20 protein-coding genes are annotated in these 22,094 nt (G+C 62.5%); 11 read left to right on the top strand and 9 right to left on the bottom strand.

The window, feature by feature from the left end:
- Positions 1-20: 20 nt before the first annotated feature.
- The 4 genes from ACEWPM_RS18845 to ACEWPM_RS18830 all read right to left on the bottom strand — a co-directional run bounded on the left by ACEWPM_RS18845 (position 21) and on the right by ACEWPM_RS18830 (position 3,955).
- Positions 21-1,055 carry an extracellular solute-binding protein gene (locus tag ACEWPM_RS18845; protein ID WP_393963821.1) on the bottom strand — a complete coding sequence of 345 codons (1,035 nt, stop codon included), beginning with the start codon at positions 1,053-1,055 and terminating at the stop codon, positions 21-23.
- Positions 1,056-1,093: 38 nt separating this feature from the next.
- Entirely contained in the window at positions 1,094-1,888 is a 795-nt protein-coding gene (locus ACEWPM_RS18840; protein ID WP_393963838.1) for an ABC transporter permease, read from the bottom strand.
- A gap of 61 nt (positions 1,889-1,949) precedes the next feature.
- Complete coding sequence (locus ACEWPM_RS18835) at positions 1,950-2,903, bottom strand: ABC transporter permease (protein ID WP_393963820.1); 954 nt, start codon at positions 2,901-2,903, stop codon at positions 1,950-1,952.
- Positions 2,903-3,955 carry an ABC transporter ATP-binding protein gene (locus ACEWPM_RS18830; RefSeq protein ID WP_393963837.1) on the bottom strand — a complete coding sequence of 351 codons (1,053 nt, stop codon included), beginning with the start codon at positions 3,953-3,955 and terminating at the stop codon, positions 2,903-2,905. Before ACEWPM_RS18830 ends, ACEWPM_RS18835 begins: the two co-directional genes overlap by 1 nt.
- Before the next feature lie 292 nt (positions 3,956-4,247).
- On the opposite strand from ACEWPM_RS18830, the gene ACEWPM_RS18825 reads away from it, so the two are divergent.
- Positions 4,248-5,912: an amidohydrolase gene (locus tag ACEWPM_RS18825; RefSeq protein ID WP_393963819.1), complete on the top strand. Its 1,665-nt coding sequence runs from the start codon at positions 4,248-4,250 to the stop codon at positions 5,910-5,912.
- A gap of 3 nt (positions 5,913-5,915) precedes the next feature.
- Here the strand turns inward: ACEWPM_RS18825 and ACEWPM_RS18820 are convergent, their stop codons facing one another.
- Positions 5,916-6,569 carry a DUF938 domain-containing protein gene (locus ACEWPM_RS18820; protein ID WP_393963818.1) on the bottom strand — a complete coding sequence of 218 codons (654 nt, stop codon included), beginning with the start codon at positions 6,567-6,569 and terminating at the stop codon, positions 5,916-5,918.
- Between the two features lie 149 nt (positions 6,570-6,718).
- Here ACEWPM_RS18820 and dnaE point away from each other — a divergent pair, with 149 nt between their 5' ends.
- Both dnaE and ACEWPM_RS18810 read left to right on the top strand, forming a co-directional pair.
- Positions 6,719-10,219: a DNA polymerase III subunit alpha gene (gene dnaE, locus ACEWPM_RS18815; protein ID WP_393963817.1), complete on the top strand. Its 3,501-nt coding sequence runs from the start codon at positions 6,719-6,721 to the stop codon at positions 10,217-10,219.
- A gap of 13 nt (positions 10,220-10,232) precedes the next feature.
- Positions 10,233-11,015, top strand: coding sequence for an alpha/beta hydrolase (locus ACEWPM_RS18810; protein WP_393963816.1), 783 nt, complete (start codon positions 10,233-10,235; stop codon positions 11,013-11,015).
- 27 nt (positions 11,016-11,042) lie between these two features.
- Here ACEWPM_RS18810 and ACEWPM_RS18805 read toward each other — a convergent pair whose 3' ends face one another.
- Positions 11,043-11,237, bottom strand: a complete 195-nt coding sequence (locus ACEWPM_RS18805) for a SlyX family protein (protein WP_393963815.1) — start codon at positions 11,235-11,237, stop codon at positions 11,043-11,045.
- 170 nt (positions 11,238-11,407) lie between these two features.
- Between ACEWPM_RS18805 and hisS the strand changes: the two genes are divergently transcribed.
- From hisS to hisG, 3 genes are read left to right on the top strand one after another with little or no spacing between them, the layout of a single operon-like run.
- Positions 11,408-12,937: a histidine--tRNA ligase gene (hisS, locus tag ACEWPM_RS18800; RefSeq protein WP_393963814.1), complete on the top strand. Its 1,530-nt coding sequence runs from the start codon at positions 11,408-11,410 to the stop codon at positions 12,935-12,937.
- The gene (locus ACEWPM_RS18795; protein WP_393963813.1) at positions 12,934-14,049 is read left to right on the top strand and encodes an ATP phosphoribosyltransferase regulatory subunit; all 1,116 of its coding nucleotides are present in this window, start codon (positions 12,934-12,936) and stop codon (positions 14,047-14,049) included. The genes hisS and ACEWPM_RS18795 overlap by 4 nt, the downstream gene beginning before the upstream one ends.
- Positions 14,046-14,741, top strand: coding sequence for an ATP phosphoribosyltransferase (gene hisG, locus ACEWPM_RS18790; RefSeq protein WP_393963812.1), 696 nt, complete (start codon positions 14,046-14,048; stop codon positions 14,739-14,741). Before ACEWPM_RS18795 ends, hisG begins: the two co-directional genes overlap by 4 nt.
- Positions 14,742-14,863: 122 nt before the next feature.
- On the opposite strand, the gene ACEWPM_RS18785 is transcribed toward hisG, so the two are convergent.
- Entirely contained in the window at positions 14,864-15,457 is a 594-nt protein-coding gene (locus ACEWPM_RS18785) for an outer membrane protein (protein ID WP_393963811.1), read from the bottom strand.
- 302 nt (positions 15,458-15,759) lie between these two features.
- A complete protein-coding gene (locus ACEWPM_RS18780) occupies positions 15,760-16,194 on the bottom strand; it encodes a DUF1489 family protein (protein WP_393963810.1) in 435 nt (144 codons plus the stop codon).
- A 299-nt stretch (positions 16,195-16,493) separates the two neighbouring features.
- On the opposite strand from ACEWPM_RS18780, the gene ACEWPM_RS18775 reads away from it, so the two are divergent.
- The 4 genes from ACEWPM_RS18775 to ACEWPM_RS18760 all read left to right on the top strand — a co-directional run bounded on the left by ACEWPM_RS18775 (position 16,494) and on the right by ACEWPM_RS18760 (position 20,936).
- Positions 16,494-18,755, top strand: coding sequence for an adenosylcobalamin-dependent ribonucleoside-diphosphate reductase (locus tag ACEWPM_RS18775; protein WP_393963809.1), 2,262 nt, complete (start codon positions 16,494-16,496; stop codon positions 18,753-18,755).
- Between the two features lie 438 nt (positions 18,756-19,193).
- A complete protein-coding gene (locus ACEWPM_RS18770; RefSeq protein WP_420768111.1) occupies positions 19,194-19,706 on the top strand; it encodes a 3'-5' exonuclease in 513 nt (170 codons plus the stop codon).
- Positions 19,707-19,980: 274 nt separating this feature from the next.
- Positions 19,981-20,394, top strand: a complete 414-nt coding sequence (locus ACEWPM_RS18765) for a hypothetical protein (RefSeq protein WP_393963807.1) — start codon at positions 19,981-19,983, stop codon at positions 20,392-20,394.
- Between the two features lie 101 nt (positions 20,395-20,495).
- Positions 20,496-20,936 (top strand): hypothetical protein, encoded by a 441-nt coding sequence (locus tag ACEWPM_RS18760; protein WP_393963806.1) that lies wholly within the window; start codon positions 20,496-20,498, stop codon positions 20,934-20,936.
- Between the two features lie 246 nt (positions 20,937-21,182).
- On the opposite strand, the gene ACEWPM_RS18755 is transcribed toward ACEWPM_RS18760, so the two are convergent.
- Complete coding sequence (locus tag ACEWPM_RS18755; protein WP_393963805.1) at positions 21,183-21,431, bottom strand: hypothetical protein; 249 nt, start codon at positions 21,429-21,431, stop codon at positions 21,183-21,185.
- A gap of 381 nt (positions 21,432-21,812) precedes the next feature.
- On the opposite strand from ACEWPM_RS18755, the gene ACEWPM_RS18750 reads away from it, so the two are divergent.
- Complete coding sequence (locus tag ACEWPM_RS18750; RefSeq protein WP_393963804.1) at positions 21,813-22,022, top strand: hypothetical protein; 210 nt, start codon at positions 21,813-21,815, stop codon at positions 22,020-22,022.
- Positions 22,023-22,094: the final 72 nt, after the last annotated feature.

Genomic DNA, 22,094 nt, shown 5'->3' with positions numbered 1-22,094 from the left:
CCCGCCCCTGATCCAGTGCCTTATTGCTTCAGCTTCGTCCAGATACGGTTGTACATATCTGTGACTTCCTGGGGGCAGGGCTTGACGAAATCGGGCGCCGGAGCGTCTGCCGGCATGACGATTTCCGGTGCGTTCTGCATCTCTTCATCCATGAACTCTTCGCTGCCGGAGATGCCGTTCGCATAGCGCGCAAAGTTCGAGATCAGGGCGGCGTTCTCAGGGTCCATGATGAAGTTCATGAAAAGCTTGGCGTTTTCCATATTGGGCGCTTCGGCCAGAACGGCGGCATTGTCCATCCAGCCGGTAAATCCCTCGACGGGATAGGCATAGGCGAGCGTAGGGCGCTGGTCGCGCGCGCGCATCGCGGCGCCGTTCCAAGTCTGGCTGAGGTCGACATCACCCGAAGTCAATTTTTCGATAGTGGCGTAGTCCATCGTGCGCCAATGCTCTTTGGCGGACATCAGAAGCTCGGTAATGTCGCGCAGCTCATCTGTGTTGCTGTTGCAGCGATCATAGCCGCGATAGCGCAGTGCGGCGTTGATGACCTCGGGCATGTCACTGAGCATGTTGATGCGGCCCTTCAGCTCTTCAGGGGGCTCAAACATCAGCGCCAGCGTGTTGATGTCGCCGTCATAGACTTCCTTGTCGACGGTAAAGGAGGTAGTGCCCCACTGCCACGGCACAGTGTAGTTTCGGCCCGAGTCCCAGTAGACATCGACCCATTTGGGATCCATGTTGGAGAAGTTTTCCATCTCGTTCGGCTTCACTTCGGCCAAGAGGCCCTGCTCGATCATGATCTGGGCAGTCGAATCGCTGGGCACAACGATATCGTAGCCGGTATTGCCCTCGCGGACCTTGGCCAGCATGATCTCGTTGCTGTCATAGCCATCGAGGTTCACATCGACGTCGAATTCCTTTTCGAACTTCTCGATCAACTCGGGGTTCGTATAGTTGCCCCAGTTGTAGATGTTCAGTTCGCCCTCGGCCCATGCGGGTCCGGCAAGGGCCACTGCGGCGGCCAGCGTCGCGGCCATCTGCTTGGTGGGTGTCGTCATTTTGGATATCCTCCGGTTGGTTGATTTGTCGCGGACCTTCACGTCCGCTTCTTGTTCCCGATCAGAAAGAAGATCGAGACCAGCACTACCGACAGCCCAAGAAGGACGGTCGAAACAGCGTTGATTTCAGGGGTGATCCCGCGCCGGATCTGCCCCAGAATGTAGACGGGCAGCGTCGTCTCGCCCGGCCCGGCCACCAGCAGCGTGATGATCACGTCGTCCAGCGAAACAACGAAGGCCAGCATCGCGCCCGCGACGATGCCGGGCGCCATCAGTGGCATCGTGACCTTGCGGAATACCTGAACGGGCGTCGCGTAAAGGTCAGCCGCCGCCTGCTCCAGCGTCAGGTTCATATCCTCCAGCCGCGCACGGATGGGCATGTAGGCAAAGGGAATGCAGAATACCGTATGCGCCAGCATCAGGTATCCTATGCCGTTGATGCCCGTGGCCTGCTTGATGATTCCGAAAAAGGCGAGCGTCGCGACGGCGGTAACGATCTCGGGCACCATCAGGGGCTGGTTGATGACCGCATAGGCCAGCGTCTGGCCCTTGAAGGGGCGTACGCGCGTCGTGGCCAGCGCCGCCATCGTGGCGAATGTGGTGGAAAATACCATGGCCACCAGGGCCACCTGCAGCGAGACCATTGTCGCCTCGCGGATGCCATCATTCTCGAACGCGGCCTTGTACCAGCGCAGGCTGAACTCGGTCCATTTCACGACCGAGCGGTTGTCGTTGAACGAGAACACGATCAGCACCACGATGGGCGAATAGAGAAAGAACAGGCAGATCCAGGCCAGCGTATCAAAGCCGGGCTGCTTGCGCAGATCCTTCATGCGGCGCTTTTTGTGCGGCACCGGATCGGGGCTGGCCACTGTGGCGGGGGTTTGCGTCGGCTCAGCCATGTCCCTGCGCCTCCTTACCCGAGTAGCGCACGTAGATGATCAGCGATACCATAACGACCACCATCAGGATCAGCGCCGCTGCGGACCCAAACGGCCAGTTGCGCGAGCCTGAAAACTGCAGCGCAATCAGGTTGCCGATCATCAGTTCCTTGCCGCCGCCCAGAAGTTCGGGGGTGATGTATGCGCCGAGGCCGGGGATAAAGACGAGGATGCAGCCCGCCACGATGCCCGGTTTCGCCATCGGGATGATGACATGGCGCAGCACCTGAAATCGGCTGGCGTAGAGGTCATAGGCGGCCTCGACCAGCTTGAAGTCCAGCTTTTCAAGGCTGGCGTAGAGCGGTAGCACCATGAAGGGCAGGTAGCTGTAGATCAGCCCCGCGAAGACCGCGTAATCAGTATAGAGCATACCGATGGGCCGGTCGATGATACCCACCGACATGAGGCCCAGATTGATGAACCCCTCGTCACGGATGATCAGCAGGATCGCATAGGTGCGGATCAGAAGGTTGACCCAGAAGGGCAGCGTGATGAGGAATAGCCAGAAATTGCGCTGCTCCAGCGGTTTGGACGCGATGAAATAGGCGGTCGGAAACCCGATGATGAGCGCGCCCACGGTGGCGCCGAAGGCCAGCCCGATCGAGCGCCCATAGATGCTGAGGTAAGTGCCCGAAAATTGCAGTGTGTCGTCAAAAATGTCCCGATCGAATAGGAACTGCACATAAGCGTCGGTGGAAAATTCCCATGTCACGCCACCATAGGTGCCGGGGCTGAGAAATGAATAGATCAGCGTGATCGACAGCGGGAAGATTCCAAAGCAGCCGATGGCGATGAGGGCCGGGGACAAGAGTTGCCAGCGGCGGCGGCGCGCGGCACCCTCCAGTTCGGCGCGGGCGGCTGCGAGGCGGGCATCGGTGTGCGGTGTATCTGCGGAAATATCGGCCATCAGTCCACCAGCACCTGCACGGCGTCCGGCACCGTCAGGCCCACATCGTCGCCCATTTGCGCTTCGGTCTGGGCGCGGCGCACCATGACCTCGCCGCCGCCATCCAGCTCGACATGCAGATTATGGCCCGCACCGAAATAGACGATGTTGCTGACGCGGCCTTTCAGCGCGGCATCGGGGGCATCGGGTGCAGTCAACCCCATATTCTCGGGGCGGATGGCAACCGAAACATGCCCCTCGCGGGCCGCGCCCTCGGCCAGCAGCGCGCCCACCTGCTTGCCGCCGGGCAGCGTGACCTTCGTGCCATTTTCGGCCAGATCGCCTTCCAGTATGTTGATATCGCCGATGAAATCCGCAACGAAGCGCCGCGCGGGATTGTTATAGATTTCCTTCGGCGCGCCGACCTGCAGGATGGCGCCAGACTTCATCACCGCGATGCGGTCCGACATGGTCAGCGCCTCTTCCTGGTCATGCGTGACAAAGACAAAGGTGATGCCCGTCTCGCTTTGCAGGCGTTTGAGCTCGATCTGCATCTCCTTCCGCAGCTTGAGGTCCAGCGCCGAGAGCGGCTCGTCCAGAAGCAGAACCTTGGGGCGCGGCGCGAGTGCGCGGGCAAGTGCCACGCGCTGCTGTTGCCCGCCCGACAGCTGATCAGTGCGGCGGCCGGCCAGGTGCTCCATCTGGACCAGCGCCAGCATGCGGTCGGTCGCCTCCTTGATCTCGGATTTGGGGCGGCCCTGCATTTCGAGGCCAAAGCCGATATTGCGTGCCACGCTCATATGCGGAAAAAGCGCGTAGGACTGGAACACGGTGTTCACGGGCCGCTTGTAGGGCGGCAAATGCCCGATTTCTTGCCCGTCCAGCAGGATTTGGCCACCATCCGGCAGTTCAAAGCCCGCGATGAGGCGCAAGAGTGTGGTCTTGCCGCAGCCCGAGGGGCCGAGCAGCGTGAAGAATTCGTTCTTGCGGATATCGACCGAGACATTGTCGAGCGCGGTAATCTTTCCGGGGCCCTGACCGAATGTCTTGGTCACATGCCCTGCGTGAATCATCACGTCGCCCGCATCCCTTTGCGTGTCATCCCCGGCTGGTGCCTGCTGTCCCATGCGGCGTCTTTCCCTTTATTTATTGGCCCGCAGCACGATTCCATGTGCCGAGCATTTTCCAAGACTAGGACCGGGCAGGTCAAAAGGTAAAGGCCTCATGTGAGGTGGATGCCGCCCTGCGGGATGCGGCAAGCGTTAGGCAAGGGGTATTTACCCCGGCGCGGTCATGGCACAGATTGAGCGCGGAAGATGGCATGATCAGCGGGCGCGGCCCGCACTGATAAAGAAGGACCCCGGCATGACGCAAACAGCGGATCTGGTGATTTTGAACGGCAAGGTTCTGACGATGGACGCGGCCCGGCCCCGTGCCGAGGCGGTGGCGCTGTCGGGCGGCGCGTTTCTGGCGGTGGGTAGCACCGAGGAGATCCGCCAGATGGCCGGCCCCGGCGCGCAGGTGATCGACGCGGGCGGGGGCACGGTGATGCCCGGCTTCATCGACAGTCATGTGCATCTTTTCCAGGGCTCCGCTGCGCTTGAGTTCATGGCGATGGAGGGGGTGACGACGGCCAAGGACGCTGCGCGCACCATCCGCAGCTATGCCGACGCCAACCCGGACGAGCCGATGATCCTGGGCACCAGCACGGCCTATGGCGTGATGGACGGGCGCAATCCGACGCGCCATGATCTGGACGCGATTCTTGCCGACCGCCCTCTGGCGCTGCTGGCGCCCGATATTCACACGCTCTGGGCCAATACGATGGCGCTGCGGCAGGCGGGTCTTCTGCACGGGGCACGCGTGCCCGAGGGTAGCGTGATCGTGATGGAGGCGGGGGGCAATGCCACGGGCGAGTTGCAGGAGACGGGCGCGTTTGGCCCGGTGCTCAAGCTCAGCCGGACAGGCGGGCGCGACATGCTGGGCTATGTCACGGGCGCCGAGCCCGAACCGCCCGCGACGGAGGCCGAGCGCGCCGCCGACCGCCGCCTGATCGCCAAGGGGCTGGCCCATGCCGCCAGCCACGGCATCACGACGATGCATAACATGGACGGCAATTTCTACCAGCTGGAACTCCTGAGCGATCTGGAGGCGTCGGGCGATCTGAAATGCCGGATGCAGGTGCCGTTCCACCTCAAGAATTACGATCCGCTGGAGCGGCTGGAGGAGGCCGCCGAGATGCACCATCGCTATACCGGTGACCGGGTCTGGTCCGGGCGGGTCAAGATGTTCATGGACGGCGTGATCGACACACATACCGCGCTCATGACGCGCCCCTATCCCGGCACCGATACGGTGGGCGAGCCCGTTTTCGAGCCCGAGCATTTCAACGAGGCCTGCCGGCGCATCGACGCCATGGGCCTGCAGATCAGCGTGCATTCCATCGGCGATCTGGCAACGCGCCGCACGCTGGATGGCTATGCCGCCGCGCGCCGCGCCAATGGCAAGCGAGATGCGCGCCACCGGATCGAGCATATCGAGGTGATCCATCCCGACGATCTGCCGCGCCTCAAGGAGCTGGACGTCGTCGCCTCGCTGCAGCCGCGCCACTCGGCGCTGGGCGACTACTTTCCGCTGATCCCGCAGGGCACGATCCTGCATGACGATCAATATCCCTACGCCTTTGCTTGGCAGCGCATCCGCGATACCGGCGCGCCGGTGATCTTCTCGACCGACTGGCCGGTCATTCCGGTCGATCCGATGCGCAATATCGAGTGCGCCGTCGCGCCCTTGCAGCCGGGCAAGCCGTGGGATGTGCGGCCCCAGTCGCTGATGGACACGCTGGCTTCCTACACGAGCGGAAACGCCTGGGTCGAGTTCAACGAGGGCCGCAAGGGTCAACTGAAAGCGGGGCAGATGGGCGACGTGGTGGTGATGGACCGCGATCTGGAGGCGCTGGCGCCGGAGGAAATCCACAGCGCCCGCGCGATGGTTACGATCTGCGGCGGCGCGATCACCTATCGCGCATGACTGTCAGTGCAGCGGCTTGTGGGCGAGAATCATCAGGTTGTTCGCCGGCATCGGTAGCGGCGTCATAGGATGCAGGCCTACATCGCGCATCCAGCGCAAGACGGCATCCACGTCCTTGTAGCCGATCTGGGGATCGCTGGCGCGCAGGCTGGCGTCGAAATCGGCGTCGTTCGTGGAGGTTGCGCGCCCCTCGCGCAGAAAGGGGCCGTAGAGCGCAAAGAGACCGCCGGGCCGCAGCGCCACTTGCACCTCGTGCAGCAGGATATGCGCCTCGGCTTCGCTGATGAGGTGCAGAAGGTTGACCAGCACGATCATATCCTGGCCCTTGTGCTGTGCGCCCCATCCGGTGGCCGTGGCGTCCAGCTCGATCGCAGGACGGATGTTCGACGTATCGGACCATGCATCGATGCTCGCCCGGCGGTCCGGGTCGATATCGCTGGGTTGCCATTCGATATGGGGCAGGTGCGACGCGAAGGCGATGACATGCTGCCCCGTGCCGCTGGCCAGTTCGAGCGCGCGACCCTCATGCGGACCGTGCACCGCCAGCATTTCTGCGATCACCGGCGCGTTGCGCAGCGCCGACGGCGCGCTCAGGCGCGCGCCGATATCAGGCTCGGCAATCGAGGCAGTCGGGGGCAACTGGGTGCGGTGGGGCATGGTCATATCCTTCTGATCGTGCGCGCAGAGTGACAAGAAAACGCGGCCATGTCACGCAGAGGATCACGCAGGATCAGGCGGTCCGGTCCGGGTCCGGTTCTGCGCCAAGTCCTCTGGCGGTGCGCGCGGCGCTCGCCTAAGGTGCGGCCATGACCAGCCCCCACCGATTCATCCACCTGCGCGTTCACAGCGAATATTCCCTGCTCGAAGGCGCTGTGCGCCTCAAGAAGCTGCCCGGCCTTTGCGCTGACGTCGGGATGCCCGCCGTTGCCGTGACGGACACGAACAACATGTTCGCCGCGCTCGAATTCGCCGTCTCGGCGGTGGGGGCGGGCATCCAGCCTATCATGGGCTGCCAGATCGACATCGAATATGTCGAGACCGCGCCGGGCGAGCGGCCCGCCGCGCCCGCGCCCATCGTTTTGCTGGCCCAGAACGAGGAAGGGTATGAGCATCTGATGAAGCTCAACTCCTGCCTCTACCTGCGCGGTGACGGATCGCTGCCGCATGTGACGCGCATGGAATTGGCCGAGCATTCGGCGGGCCTGATTTGCCTCACCGGCGGGCCGGACGGGCCCATCGGGCGGCTGCTGCGCGCCGGGCAGCGCGACGCCGCCGAGGCGATGATGCGCCAGCTGTCCGAGATCTATGGCGACCGCCTCTATGTCGAGCTGCAGCGCCATCCGGGCGAGGATGGCCTGCCCGAGGCCGAAGCGCTGAGCGAGCGCGGCCATGTCGAGATGGCCTATGCGATGGACCTGCCATTGGTCGCGACCAATGATGTCTATTTCCCCAAATCCGAGATGTATGAGGCGCATGACGCCATGCTCTGCGTCGCGGAAGGCAGCTATGTGGACCAGTCCGCGCCACGCCGCCGCCTGACGCCGCAGCATAATTTCAAGACACCGGGCGAGATGGCGACCCTTTTCGCCGATCTGCCCGAGGCGATTGAAAACACAGTGGAAATTGCCCGCCGCTGCGCCTTTGCGGCGTACCGGCGCGATCCGATCTTGCCCAAGTTCGCCGATGACGAGGTGGACGAGCTGCGCCGGCAGGCCAAGGAAGGGCTGGCCGCCCGGCTGGCCGTGATCCCCCATGCGGTCAGCGTGGAGGAATACGAAAAGCGCCTCGAATTCGAGCTGGGCATCATCGAGGGCATGGGGTTCCCCGGCTACTTCCTGATCGTCGCCGACTTCATCAAATGGGGCAAGGACCGCGACATCCCGGTGGGGCCGGGCCGTGGCTCGGGCGCCGGTAGCCTCGTGGCCTACGCGCTGACCATTACCGACCTCGACCCGCTGCGCTATTCGCTGCTCTTCGAGCGATTCTTGAATCCCGAGCGGGTCAGCATGCCCGATTTCGACATCGACTTCTGCATGGATCGCCGCGAGGAGGTGATCCAATACGTGCAGGAGAAATACGGCCGCGACCGCGTGGGCCAGATCATTACCTTCGGTGCGCTTTTGTCCAAGGCCGCGGTGCGCGATATCGGCCGCGTCTTGCAGATGCCTTATGGGCAGGTGGACCGCCTGTCCAAGATGATCCCGGTCGAGGGGGTCAAACCCGTGAGCATCGAGCAGGCCCTCATTCAGGAGGATCGCCTGCGCGAGGAGGCCCGCAACGAGGAGGTCGTGGACCGGCTGCTGAAATACGGCATGCAGGTCGAGGGGCTTTTGCGCAACGCCTCGACCCACGCGGCGGGTGTGGTGATCGGGGATCGTCCGCTGGACGAGCTGGTGCCGCTCTATCAGGATCCCCGCTCGGATATGCCGGCGACGCAGTTCAACATGAAATGGGTCGAGCAGGCGGGTCTGGTGAAGTTCGACTTTCTGGGCCTGAAAACCCTGACGGTGATCCAGAACGCCATTCAGCAAATTCACGGCGAGGGCCGCGACCTGCATATCGCCGCGGATGGCAGCACGATCTACGAGCCATTCGAGGGTGCCGAGAACGATATCGGGCAGATCCCGCTGGATGACGCCAAGACCTACGCGCTCTATGCCCGCGCCAAGACGGTCGCCGTGTTCCAGGTGGAAAGCAGCGGCATGATGGACGCGCTGAAGCGGATGAAGCCCGACTGCATCGAGGATATCATCGCGCTGGTGGCGCTCTACCGGCCCGGCCCGATGGAGAACATCCCGAAATTCTGCGAGGTCAAGAACGGCATTTCCGAGCGCGACACGCTGCATACATCCATCGACCATGTCCTCGACGAAACGCAGGGCATCATCGTCTACCAGGAACAGGTGATGCAGATCGCGCAGGAAATGGCGGGATATTCCCTCGGCGGTGCGGACCTTTTGCGCCGCGCGATGGGCAAGAAGATCCAGGCGGCGATGGACGAGGAGCGCCCGAAATTCATCAAGGGCGCCAAGGAGAACGGCGTCGATGACGCCAAGGCGCTGGAAGTGTGGAACCTTCTGGATAAATTCGCCAATTACGGCTTCAACAAGTCGCACGCGGCGGCCTATGCCGTCGTCAGCTACCAGACCGCGTGGCTCAAGGCGAACCACCCGACCGAATTCATGGCCGGGGTGATGAATTGCGATATCCACCTCACGGACAAGCTGGCCGTCTATTTCGAGGAAGTGAAAAAGGGGCTGGAGCTCAACTGGGCGCCGCCATGTGTCAACCGGTCGGACGCGCAATTCGTGGTGCGGCAGGGCGTGCTGCACTACGGGCTGGGTGCCCTGAAAAACGTCGGCGTCGAGGCGATGAAGCTGATCGTGGAAGGGCGCGAGGACAGACCGTTCGCCACGCTCTACGACTTCGCCCGCCGCGTGGATATCAAGCGGATCGGCAAGCGGCCGCTGGAGATGCTGGCCCGCTCGGGCGCGTTTGATGAGATTGACCGCAACCGCCGGCGCGTCTTTGACGCGATCGAGCCGCTGATGAACTACTCGGCCGCGATCCACGATCAGAAGAATTCCGCGCAGGTCTCGCTTTTCGGTGAGGCGGGCGAGGATCTGCCCGAGCCGCGCCTGCCCCCGGTCGATGACTGGTTGCCGGCCGAGCGGCTGACCGAGGAATTCAAGGCCGTCGGTTTCTACCTTTCAGGCCACCCGCTGGACGACTACATGGCGGCCCTCAAGCGCAAGCAGGTCAAGACGCTCGACGAGGTTATGGTTCAGGCCGCCCGCGCGCCTTGCGTGGTCAAGATGGCGGGCGTCGTCGCGGGCCGTCAGGAGCGCAAATCTGCGCGCGGCAACCGCTTCGCCTTTGTCCAGCTGAGCGATACGACCGGCGGCTATGAGGTCACCATGTTCTCGGAAACGCTGGAGAAATCCCGCGAGCATATCGAGACTGGCGCGCAAGTGGTGATCACCGCCGAGGCGACGATGGAGGCCGAACAACTCAAGTTGCTGGCGCGCTCGGTCGCGCCGATCGACGGCGTTGTTGCGGATGCAGGTAGCCTCGGCCTGATGATCTTTGTCGAGGAGCCGGGGGCCGTCGCGTCGGTCGCGCGTGTGCTGGACGGCGCGGCGCAAGCTGCCAAGGCGGCGCGGCCCGGCCCGATACGCTTTTGCCTGATGGCCGATGGCCTGCCCGGCGAGGTCGAGTTGTCGGCAGGGCGCGACTACCCGGTGACGCCCCAGATCAAGGGTGCGATCAAGAGCCTTGATGGCGTGATGGACGTGCAGGACCTTTGAGAAGGGGCAGGCCATGAAAATGACGCGGCATGATGTGGTCTATGGCCAAGCCTCGCTGGGCGGCGTCGAGGTCGATATGCCGGCCAGTCTCTTTTTGCCAAGCGATATCACGGCGGAGGCGCCGCCGCCGCTATTCGTCTGGTTCCATGCTGGCGCATTCAAGTTCGGCAGCCATGACATGAAGATCGCGCGCCGGCTGGGGAGGCGCCTGACGCAGGCAGGGATCGCTGTCGCCTCGGTCGGGTATCGGCTGCGCGCGACCGAGGCCGATCTTTCGGAACAGGTGCGCGCGCATCTGGAGTCTTTGCAGGCGCAGCGGGGCAATCTGATCCGCCCCGGCCTTTGCGAGGCACGCTCGCTGGCTGCATTGGAGGATGGGCTGATGTTCCTTGATTGGGCCGCAGGCGCGAGTGGCCGGTATGGATGGGGTCCGGGCATCGTTGTGGGCGGCGCTTCGGCGGGCGGCCTGACGGCCTTCAATCTCGCGTTTTCGCCTCCTGCACTGGGCCTTCCGCCGGCGCGAGTCAACGGGGTGTTCGCCAGTTCTGGCGGTTACAACTACCCCGCGCTGGTGACTGGAAATGACCGATTGGTCGCGCTTGCTCAGCACGATCCGGAGGATTCGCGTGTTTCGGTCAAGGGGGTGCGCATGCTCAAGCGCAAGATGGGCGATCGCATGACACTGCTTGAGATGCCCGGAATGCTGCATGGCCATCTTGAGCTTCAGCCGGACGAGAAGCCCGCCGCCACCTTTGAACGTCTCGCCGACTTCATCCACAAAGCCACGCGCGTCTAGACCACGCGCCGATCTTCTGCCCGTGTCTCACCAGTGAGGCGGCGGTCTGTCCTGAAAGGTTGCCTGGCCGCCGCCATCCGTCTCTCGCTCGGCCTCGCGGCGCATCAGCATCTCGACGCGTCGCGTAAGTACGGCGATCTCGGTGTCCTGACGCGCGACGGTATCCGACAGATCGTCGACGGCGCGGGTCAGGTGGGCGATCTGTTCTTCGAGCTGTTCCATGAGGCCGGTTTGGCTCGCGCGGTGCCCCGCGTCAAGCGCTGCGAAGGTGAAGAGGCATCGCCGATGAGTATTTCGCCAAGGTAAGGCATCGTCCAGGCGCGTCCCTTGCCGCCGTGCGGTGCTTGGGCTAGACCGCGCGGCAAGTCATGCGACCTCCGGGAGACGATGAGATGGCCAAGCAGAAAAAGACGCCGCGCCCCAAGGCGCAGACGCCGAAGGGCTTTCGCGATTACTTTGGCGCGGAGGTGACCGAGCGTGCCGCCATGCTGGAGGCCATCGCGCGCGTCTATCATCATTACGGCTTTGATGCGCTGGACAGTTCGGCCGTCGAGACGGTCGAGGCGCTGGGCAAGTTCCTGCCCGATGTGGATCGCCCCAATGCGGGTGTTTTCGCGTGGCAGGAGGATGAGGGCGAGAAGCCGGGCGATTGGCTGGCGCTGCGCTATGATCTGACGGCGCCGCTGGCGCGGGTCTATGCGCAGCACAAGGAGGATCTGCCCACGCCCTATCGCCGCTATGCGATGGGGCCGGTCTGGCGCAATGAGAAGCCGGGGCCGGGGCGGTTTCGCCAATTTTATCAATGTGATGCGGACACGGTGGGCGCGCCGTCGGTCGCGGCGGATGCCGAGATCTGCGCGATGCTGGCCGACTGCCTCGAGACCGTGGGGATCGCGCGCGGCGATTACGTGGTGCGGGTGAACAACCGCAAGGTGCTGAACGGTGTGCTGGAAAGCGTAATGAACTTGGCCCCAAAATCACAGGGCGGTCCGCCTGAGTATTGGGAACATGCGGCGGAAATTGAGGCAAACATCCTCCGTACAATTGATAAATTCGATAAGGTTGGCATTGATGGTGTTCGGCAATTGCTCGGCAAAGGTCGTCGAGATAAGTCCGGTGCTTTCATTGACGGTGTTGGGTTGGAGGATTTCCAAATTGAGCCGGTCATCGCGTTTCTAACCTCAAAAGATGCAAGCATAGATAGGACGCTCGAAAATTTGGATTCCGCCGTCGGCTCTTCTGAGGTCGGGTTTCAAGGTGTGCAGGAGCTTCGTGAAATTGCGGAACTTCTCCACGCTCAGGGCTATGGGCCTGACCGGATCGAGATCGATCCCAGCGTTGTGCGCGGTCTTGGCTACTACACCGGCCCTGTCTATGAGGCCGAGCTGACATTCGACATCCTCGACGAGGATGGCAACAAGCGGCAGTTCGGCAGCGTTGCGGGGGGCGGGCGCTATGACGATCTGGTCAAGCGGTTCACCGGACAGGCGGTGCCTGCCACGGGCGTCAGCATTGGCGTCGACCGCCTGCTGGCCGCGCTGCGCGCGCAGGGCAGGGCTGGCGGCGAGGCGCCCGGTCCGGTCGTCGTGACCGTTATGGACCGCGCCCGGATGGCCGACTATCAGGCGATGGTAGGCGAATTGCGCGCTGCGGGCATCCGCGCCGAGGTCTATCTTGGCAATCCCAAGAATTTCGGCAACCAGCTCAAATACGCGGACAAACGCCACAGCCCCGTCGCCATCATCGAGGGTGCGGACGAGCAGGCGGCAGGCGTGGTGCAGATCAAGGATCTGGTGCTGGGCGCGCAAATCGCCGAGAGCGCGACGCTGGAAGAGTGGAAGGAGCGACCCAGTCAGTTCGAGGTGCCGCGCGCTGACATGGTGGCCAAGGTGCGCGAGATCCTGAGCGGATCCAGATCATGACCGATCTGGCCGAGCAGCCCAGCCGCGCCGCCGTCCGGGCCGAGGCGGCGCGGTTGCGCGCTGTCTTCGAGGCGGCGGGGGCCGAGGTGGTCGAGACGTCGATCCTGCAGCCCGCCGAGGTTCTGCTCGACCTCTACGGCGAGGATATCCGCGCGCGCGCCTATGTCACCTCCGATCCGCTGAAGGGCGAGCAGATGCTGCGTCCGGATTTCACCGTGCCCGTCGTGCAGATGCATATGGAGAGCGGGGCCGAGCCGGCGCGCTATACCTATTCGGGCGAGGTGTTTCGCCGGCAGGAGGATGATCCGCGCCGCGCCAGCGAGTATTTCCAGGTAGGCTACGAGGTGATGGGCGCAGCCGCCCCGGCCGAGGCGGATGCCGAGGTGTTCGCACTGATGCAAGGGATGCTTGCGCCGCTGGGCCTGACGCCTGCGACCGGCGATATCGGCATCCTGATGGCCGCGATCGAAGGTCTGGGCACGACGGAGGCGCGCAAGGCCGCGCTGCGCCGCCATGTCTGGCGCCCGCGCCGGTTTCGCGCGCTGATCGACCGGTTTTCGGGCCGTGCGCCCGTGCCCGCCAGCCGGGCGGCGCTTTTGGCCGCCGACGATCCAATGGCGAATGCCGGTCCGCTAATCGGGTTGCGCAGCGAGGCCGAGATCGCCGCGCGCATCGAGGCCTTGCGCGCGGATGCCCAGGCAGAGCCCATCGCCGAGGGGGAGGTCGAGCTGCTATCCGCCATGCTGGCGGTGCGCGAGACGTGTCCCAATGCGCTGGAGCGGTTGCGGGACCTGGCAGTCGACATGCCTTCGATCAGTGGGGCCGTGGTTGCGCTGGCCGCACGGCTTGAGGCGCTGGATGCCCGGGGTATCGACGTGGCGGCCTTGCCGTTCGAGACATCCTACGGCCGCACGCAGATGGAATATTACGACGGGTTCGTTTTTGGCTTTACCAGCGAGGCACATCCCGACCTGCCGCCTGTCGCCTCTGGCGGGCGCTATGATGCGCTGACCAGGCAGCTGGGAAACGGACGCCAGATGCCTGCGGTGGGCGGGGTGATCCGCCCCGGCCTTGTGGCGCGGCTGGCGCAATCTGCGGGAGGTGCGGCATGAGCGTGCGTCTGGGCGTGCCGTCCAAGGGTCGGCTGATGGAAAAGACCTTTGACTGGTTCGGCGCGCGCGGTGTGACGTTGGGCCGGACCGGGTCCGAGCGCGAATATGCGGGCGTGGTCGAGGGGGCGGGCGATGTCGAACTGATCCTCCTCTCGGCGGGCGAAATCCCGCGCGAACTGGCCGCCGGGCGCATCCATCTGGGCGTGACGGGCACCGATCTGGTGCGCGAGAACCTGGCGCAGTGGGAGACCCGGGTCGAGCCTTTGGCCGAGCTGGGCTTTGGCCATGCCGATCTGGTGCTGGCCGTGCCGCAGGCCTGGGTCGATGTGGGAACACTGGATGATCTGGATGCGGTGGCCTCAGCCTTTCGCGCGGCACATGGGCATCGCCTGCGCATCGCGACCAAATATCACCGCCTGATCCGTGATTTTCTGCGCGAGCACGGCGTGGCCGATTACCGACTGGTCGACAGCCAGGGCGCGACTGAAGGCACGGTCAAGAACGAAACCGCCGAGGCGATTGCCGATATCACCTCGACCGGTGATACGCTGCGGGCGAACCACCTGAAAACGCTAGGGGATGGCGTGGTTTTGCGCAGTCAGGCCACGCTGTTCAGGGCGCGCCGCGCCGAAATGAGCGATGAAGAGCGCCGGACGATGGCCACGCTGCTTGCCAAGCTGGGCGTGGACTGAACCCCTGCGATACCGCTCGCTCGCGGCGCGGCTTTCAGACTGACGTAAAAAACGCGCGCCCCGAGCAGGACGCGCGTTTCTATGATGCTGCCGAGTGCCGGGCCAATGGCCCGGCAGCCGTATCAGAAGCGGAACGTCGCGCGGACCTGCGCGGTGGTTGCTTCCGGATCGGTGTCCACGCCACCTGCGGGCAGACCGTCGAACTGGTGGTACAGAACTTCACCGCCGAGCGAGATGTTCTCGGTGATCAGGTGCTCGTAACCAGCGCCGACGAAGTAACCGTCTTCGTCGCCCAGGGTTTGGACGTCAACGTTTGCGTAACCGCCGGTTGCATAAAGCAGACCGTTGCCCAGCTTGTAACCGCCGCGCAGTTTTGCACGCCAGACGCTATCGACGTCCAGATTGACGGTGCTCAGCGTGATGTCGGTCCAGTCGTAGTCGAAGCCGGCACCGATGACCCAGTTGCCCAGGTCATAGTCGTAACCAGCTGTCAGGCCGCCGATAAGGCCGTCGCCGTCAACGCCAGCGAGGTCGGTGTCGACATCGCCGTAGCCCAGCTGGCCACCAGCGTAGAAGCCGGTCCAGTTCGGCGACGTGAAGACGGGCGCCGGTGCCGGAGCTATAACGGGCTCCATGGGTGCGGGCTCGATGTTGCCTGCGAATGCGGTGCCGGTCATCAGAGCCGATGCTGCGGCTGCGGAGAGCAGATATTTCATAATGTGATCCTTTCCTTGTTCAGACGCACCGACATCGTTGCCGGTTACGCGCCTCATAAGCCCCTATTTAGGATTGGCTTACCGGATGCAACGGCGCGGTGCGATCGATGGTTTCAAGAAAATGTGATTTTAATCGGCGGCAAACTGCCCAGTTTAGTCTGCCTCGAGTCGCACCCCGCTTCCGGACGGCGATTTATTCAGAAAAATTGCGGTCTACCCCCTGTTTTCGTTGAGCGATATCGCGCCAGATTCCGTGATCTGAGGTGAAATCTCGCGTGCGCGGTTTGCCGCGACTGTTGCGGCTAGAGCACACCTATGTCGGACAAGGCCGCGCTGAGCGCGGGCGGAAGAGTGTCTTCGTCACGGCGCGAGTCGGTCAGATCGGCAGGCGCGTCGCCACCGGGCAGATACCGCCAGCCCTGAAACGGACGCTTCAGCGCCGTACCGGTGCGCACGATCTGGGGCTCGAGCACGATGGCGCAGCGGCGAATGCCGTCCGTGCCGATCACCTCGTCGAGGCGCAGGATCCTCTGGCGGCATTGCAGCACGCCCTGGATAACCCAGTAGATTGAGCCGCCATCCAGCAACTCGGCCTCCCTCTTTGGCCACATGCGGGTGATGTGCCGCGGCAGACCATCCTCGCCGCGCGCGCGGCCCGACGTTTGCCAGGCGCTCAAGTTCTCGACGCTTTCTGTTCCGACGCTGAGCTTGATCAGGTTGAGGGGTGCGGGTGTCATGGTGCGAAGTTTAGGGCGGGGCCGGCCTGCGTTCAATGCCAATGCAGCTCAGGTGAGGCTGCATTGTCAACGGGGGCATCAAGAGCGGGCGTCCGGCCATTGGGTATTTTTACCAAGAAAAAGCAGGGATGCGTGCGCCGGCTGCGCCCCACAGACCCAAGACCTTGCGGTAGACTGCGGTACTGCCCCAAGGGCAGGTAGTTGCGCATGGCGAGTAGCGTTGACCGTGGATGGGCGCGCGCCTATTGTGGCGGTCTGCATCCCGATCCCTTTTCGCCGCCCTGCCGGAGTTCATTGCCATGAGCCGATTTGCCGCCCCCATTTCCGAACAGATCTGGAACATGAAGTACCGTTTCGTTCCCGAAGAGGGCGCAGGCGATGGCTGTGTCGAGGAAAGCTGGCGGCGTGTTGCCCGCGCCCTGGCCGCGCCCGAGGCGAAGCCGGACATGTGGGAAGATAAGTTCTACGCCGCGCTGGAGGACTTCAAATTTCTGCCTGCCGGACGGATCGCGGCGGGGGCAGGGACCGGGCGCAAGGTGACGCTGTTCAACTGCTTTGTCATGGGCACCGTGCCCGATGATATGGGCGGCATTTTCGACGCGCTGCGCGAGGCCGCGCTGACCATGCAGCAGGGCGGCGGCATCGGCTATGATTTCTCGACCATCCGCCCGCGCGGTGCCGTGGTCAAGGGCGTGGGCGCCGATGCCAGCGGGCCGCTGAGCTTCATGGATGTATGGGATGCGATGTGCCGCACGATCATGAGCGCCGGCAGCCGCCGCGGCGCGATGATGGCGACGATGCGCTGCGATCACCCGGATATAGAGGATTTCATCGCGGCCAAGAGCGACCCGGCCCGGCTGCGCAATTTCAACCTGAGCGTTCTGGTGACCGATCCGTTCATGGCCGCTGTCGAGGCCGACGCTTCGTGGGATCTGGAATTCGGCGGCCGTGTCTATCACACCGTCGAGGCGCGCGATCTGTGGAACCGGATCATGCAGGCGACCTATGACTATGCCGAGCCTGGCGTGATCTTCATCGACCGGATCAACCGGGCCAACAACCTTGCCTATTGCGAGACGATCGCCGCGACCAACCCCTGCGGCGAGCAGCCCCTGCCGCCCTATGGCGCATGCCTTTTGGGCAGCATCAATCTCGCACGGCTGGTCAGCGATCCTTTCGGCGAGGACGCTGCGCTGGACGAGGCCGCGCTATCGGATCTGGTATCCGTCGCCGTGCGCATGATGGACAATGTCGTCGATGCCAGCCAATTCCCGCTGGAGCAGCAGGCCGCCGAGGCGCAAGCCAAGCGGCGTATCGGCCTTGGCGTGACCGGGCTGGCCGATGCACTGTTGATGGTCGGCCAGCGCTACGGCTCGCAAGAGGCGGCGGCGCAAACGGAGGCGTGGCTCAAGGCCATCGCGCGGGCGGCCTATCTTGGGTCGGTGGACCTGGCCAAGGAAAAGGGCGCTTTTCCGCTCTTTGACAAGGACGCCTATCTGGCCAGCGGCACGATGCAGGGCATGGACCAGGATGTCCGCGACGCCGTGGCAAAGCATGGCATCCGCAATGCCCTGCTGACCTCAATCGCGCCGACCGGCACGATCAGCCTTTACGCGGGGAACGTCAGCAGCGGGATCGAGCCGGTCTTTGCCTATAGCTACACCCGCAAGGTGCTGCAGAAGGATGGTACGCGGACCGAGGAGGAAGTGGTCGATTACGCCGTGCAGATGTGGCGTGACCGCTTTGGCGATGCCGAGCTGCCCGACTATTTCGTCAATGCCCAGACTCTGGCACCCGCCGATCACGTGCGCATGCAGGCTGCCGCACAGAAATGGGTCGACAGTAGCATCTCCAAGACGATCAACTGCCCCGAGGATATCAGCTTTGACGCGTTCAAGGATGTCTACATGCAGGCGTGGGAAAGCGGCTGCAAGGGCTGCACCACCTACCGGCCCAATGATGTGACCGGATCGGTGCTCAGTGTCAGCGAAACGTCCGAGGCCGAGCCGCAGCAGATCAGCACCGAGGGCGACGTGATCTACATGTCCGACCCGCTGGACCGCCCGACCGAGCTGGAGGGCATGACCTACAAGCTGAAATGGCCCGATAGCAGCCATGCCATCTACATCACCGTCAACGATGTCCTTCTGGGCGGGCATCGCCGCCCCTTCGAAGTCTTCATCAACTCCAAGAACATGGAGCATTACGCCTGGACCGTGGCCCTGACGCGCATGATCTCTGCGGTGTTCCGGCGGGGCGGCGATGTCTCGTTCGTCGTGGAAGAGCTGAAGGCGGTATTCGACCCGCGCGGTGGCGCTTGGATGCAGGGCAAATACGTGCCATCCATCCTCGCGGCCATCGGTGGCATCCTCGAACAGCATATGGTCCGCACGGGCTTCATGGCGGGCGAGGGTCTTGGTCTCAAGACCGACCCGACCGCCGAGGTTGTCAACCTCGGCAATGGCCGCGGCGGCGCCTGCTCCAGCTGCGGCGATTTTGCAATGCGCATGATCGAAGGCTGCATGACCTGCGCCAGCTGCGGTTATTCCAAATGCGGCTGAAAAACGGCCGAAGTTTGACCCATTATCGGGACGGGCGTAGTTATGCCAAAACCGCTGTTTTGGTTTGCCATGAAGCGGGGTAAGTTTTGCCACGTGGCATTAACATACTGAATTAGAACCATTTTGGCCGGATGAAATATTTCGGCCAAAATTCGCGGAATGACCCCAGGCTGCGGCGCTGGGGTCAAGATCTATTAAAAGTATAGCAGTGTCCACCGCTCCCAATCGGTAAGAGATGGGCCGATGGCTGCGGGCACTCTACGCCGCAGCATCGCAATCAGCCATATTCAAAGTCCCATGTTTCACAAGATGCCCGGTTCTTGTGCGGCTCCCTGTGTGAGAGCGCTCAGATCCGGGATCTGCGGTGAGATGCGGATTGCGTCTGGGTAACGTGCACACTTGACACTGACACGTCACATTTTTCGAGGTGGATCACCGATGCAACCAGATACAGATTTGGAGAGGTTCGCTACCCTGGACTTTGAAGCGTCGAGCCTGTCGCGAGAGAGTTGGCCTATCGAAGTTGGTCTGTCTTGGCTGAAAAACGGCGAAGTACAGACCTGGAGCACGTTGATCCGGCGTGCATCGGGCTGGGATCTTGCCGACTGGGCGCCTCGGAGCGCCGCCGTCCACGGCATCGCGCTGGAGGATCTTCAGGAGGCACCAGTTGCCTGCACCGTCGTGGATGATCTGCTTGCAAATTTAGGTGACCGAGTGCCGGTGTCGGATGCGCCGGAGTTTGAGGCGCGTTGGCTGTTTCGACTGATGAAAGCAGGCGGTCGCGCCACGATGCCTGCCGTCGAGGACTACCACCAGATTTCCTTCGCGATCTTTTCCGAAATGGCGCTGGACATGCTTTACGAAACGCTCGAACGCCGTCCCGCTCCCCATCGGGCGGGTCCGGATAGTGCCCGGCTTGCAGATGCATGGCGCAAGGCGATGCAATACTGAGGTCGTCCAGGCGAGGAGGAGAGGAAGAGCGTTAAAGATGGGGCTTAGAACGACGCCCCGTGTCACCTGATTTCCAGATCTTGCGCGGGCCCTCTTTTGAGGCCGCGCAGATCAGGAAACTCCGGTGCGACGGAACCCAAATAAACACTGACATGAGCCAGACCGACGGACCCAGTTGCTGCTACACCGGGCCTGGCCAGATTGCCTTGTGAAAGGAGGAGACAGGCATCTTGAAGCTGCCGCTTTGGTGCAGCGCAACCCCGGGATGAAACCCATGACGTACTACCAAACACTCACCAAGCAGCCTTGCTCAAACTTGGCGCATGTGCGCGGGTTTCTCCGCGATCACGGGACAGCGTTGGCTAATGCTGCCCACAGGCTCGGCGGTCCGGCGGCCAGTGCGCGAGTATTTTTGCTGCGTGAGGCCGTGCGCCATACACGGCGCCTGACCCGGGCACAAAGCAGCCAGCTGGTCGAATTTCACCGGTTGCTGACCCTGGAGCATGTCGGCGATCCAGATCGGATCGAGAGCGGCCTCTTTGCCAAAATCAATCCCGCTTCCGGGTTTGTCGTGGAGTGCTGTCTGCTCTCAGACAAGCTCGGCGCACTGCTGAAGCTGATCGCTGAGAATGATCCTACCAGCGACATTCGCTGCGAGACATCGCACATGATCTCGCAAGTCGCGTGATTTCCCCAACCAAAGTCGGCCCTGCCAGGGCCGATTGCCTTGAAGGGGCTGCCTTTCCGGTAGCTTCAACGATTCACAATCAACTATGGGGATTCCCGACGATGCATTTACTTTCCAATAAACAAAACATGGATGATCTGGCTGCGCGGGCCGTGGCTCTGGGCCGTCAGGTAGCCGACCGGGCCAAGTCGCTCCACCTTGGCGACAATGCCAGAGACGTGGCGTTCGTGTCGCGCTGCCTCGGGCGCCTGAAAGAACGCCAACCTTTTGATACGGCGGATGAGGGCGGCTTCGACGCCGTCATGGACATCCTGGATCGCAGCATCGCTGCCGAATGCCTCGGCAGCGAAGACCGCTTCGAGGAGACGGGGTATGACGAATTTGGCCCCCACGGCGAAACCCGTAAAACGGCGGTCTATTCTGAGCGCGGCAATGAGCTCATTGAGTTGCGATTCCTTTTTCAGGATTTTCTCAACAGCCGCGAAAATGTGCTTGATCAAGTTGCGGCTCATCGCTGTCTGCTCGGCATTATGAACAGATGAGAAACAAGATGAACGCCCCGAGCAGCTATGCTGCTCGGGGCGTTTTGAATTCCTTGTAAAATATTAATTCGCCTGAGTTTTGGATGAAATAGGCCCGAAGCAAACATCCAGAAGCCAGCTTTGCTGCGGTCGCAGCCCGCATTGCCGTCATACATTTACTGCGCAAGGTGTAACAGGGCAGGAGGCGGAATGATCCGATATCGAAGTCGACGAACAAGTATCGCTCTTCCGGGCCTTACATTGTCATCATTGCGTCCGCAGCACCTCTGCAATCGACGAGAGCCCTTCCCCGTCAGCGATGCACCACATCGCATGGGCAATGCTCGCCGCCGCGTGGGGGACCGCACAAGCCCCCTTGATGATCTCAAGTTGCTCTTCGTCCAGATCCCAATGGGCAAGGCATGCCGGTGGGTCTTCCCCCTCCTCTTCACAGTCTGCCCATTCGATCAGGTCGTATTCGACTTCTTTCAGTGTCATTGTTTGCTCGTAGTTCATAGCGGTTTCCATTCTTGTGATCAGGAGGTCGGATCGTTTGCCAAAGACGGAAGCCATTTTGGGTTCTTTTGCGGCGCGTCAGGTTGCGGTCAGCGTCCGCGCCATGGTCCCTATCGGCCCAGACCTGTCGTTCATCGCCTTGGCCGATGCTGCGATCCAAGTCACCAGATCGGCCATTCGTGCATCGTGCGGCGTTTCCGTTGCGCAGATGCCGGACGGACGGCGGTGGCGTTACCCTTGCCTACAATAAACGCTCTGGGTATCCATTTATATACCAACGCGTCTCGAGCGCCGTTGGCGTATGATTTGAGCCGATTTCAGGAGTGATACGATCCAAACGGATTCACTGACTCCAATCGCGACTTGCAAGGATGGTGAGTAATGACGGATTATCTTAGCAATCGCAGTGACGAAGCTTTGGATACACTTATCAGGCGCAGTGAAGCCGCCCCAAAGTTGACTCCACAACAGCAGGAAAACTTAACCACCGCGAAGCACATTCTTGCGGAACGAAGTGCTGCCAAGGTAAAGGCGCATTTCGACATCCCTCGTGCTATCGCCTTTCTGACTTCAGTGGCGGTTGAAAAGTAAGCATCCGGCGTGGGCCGCGGTCAGGCGTCTCGGAGGCGCTCCGAGGATTGCCAATTCCATGGAAGCAGGGTC

The sequence above is a fragment of the Roseovarius maritimus genome, from assembly GCF_043355895.2.
GTDB lineage: Bacteria > Pseudomonadota > Alphaproteobacteria > Rhodobacterales > Rhodobacteraceae > Roseovarius > Roseovarius maritimus.
The sequence above is the reverse complement of the archived record's forward strand: the minus strand, read 5'-3'. Positions and strand labels throughout refer to the sequence as shown.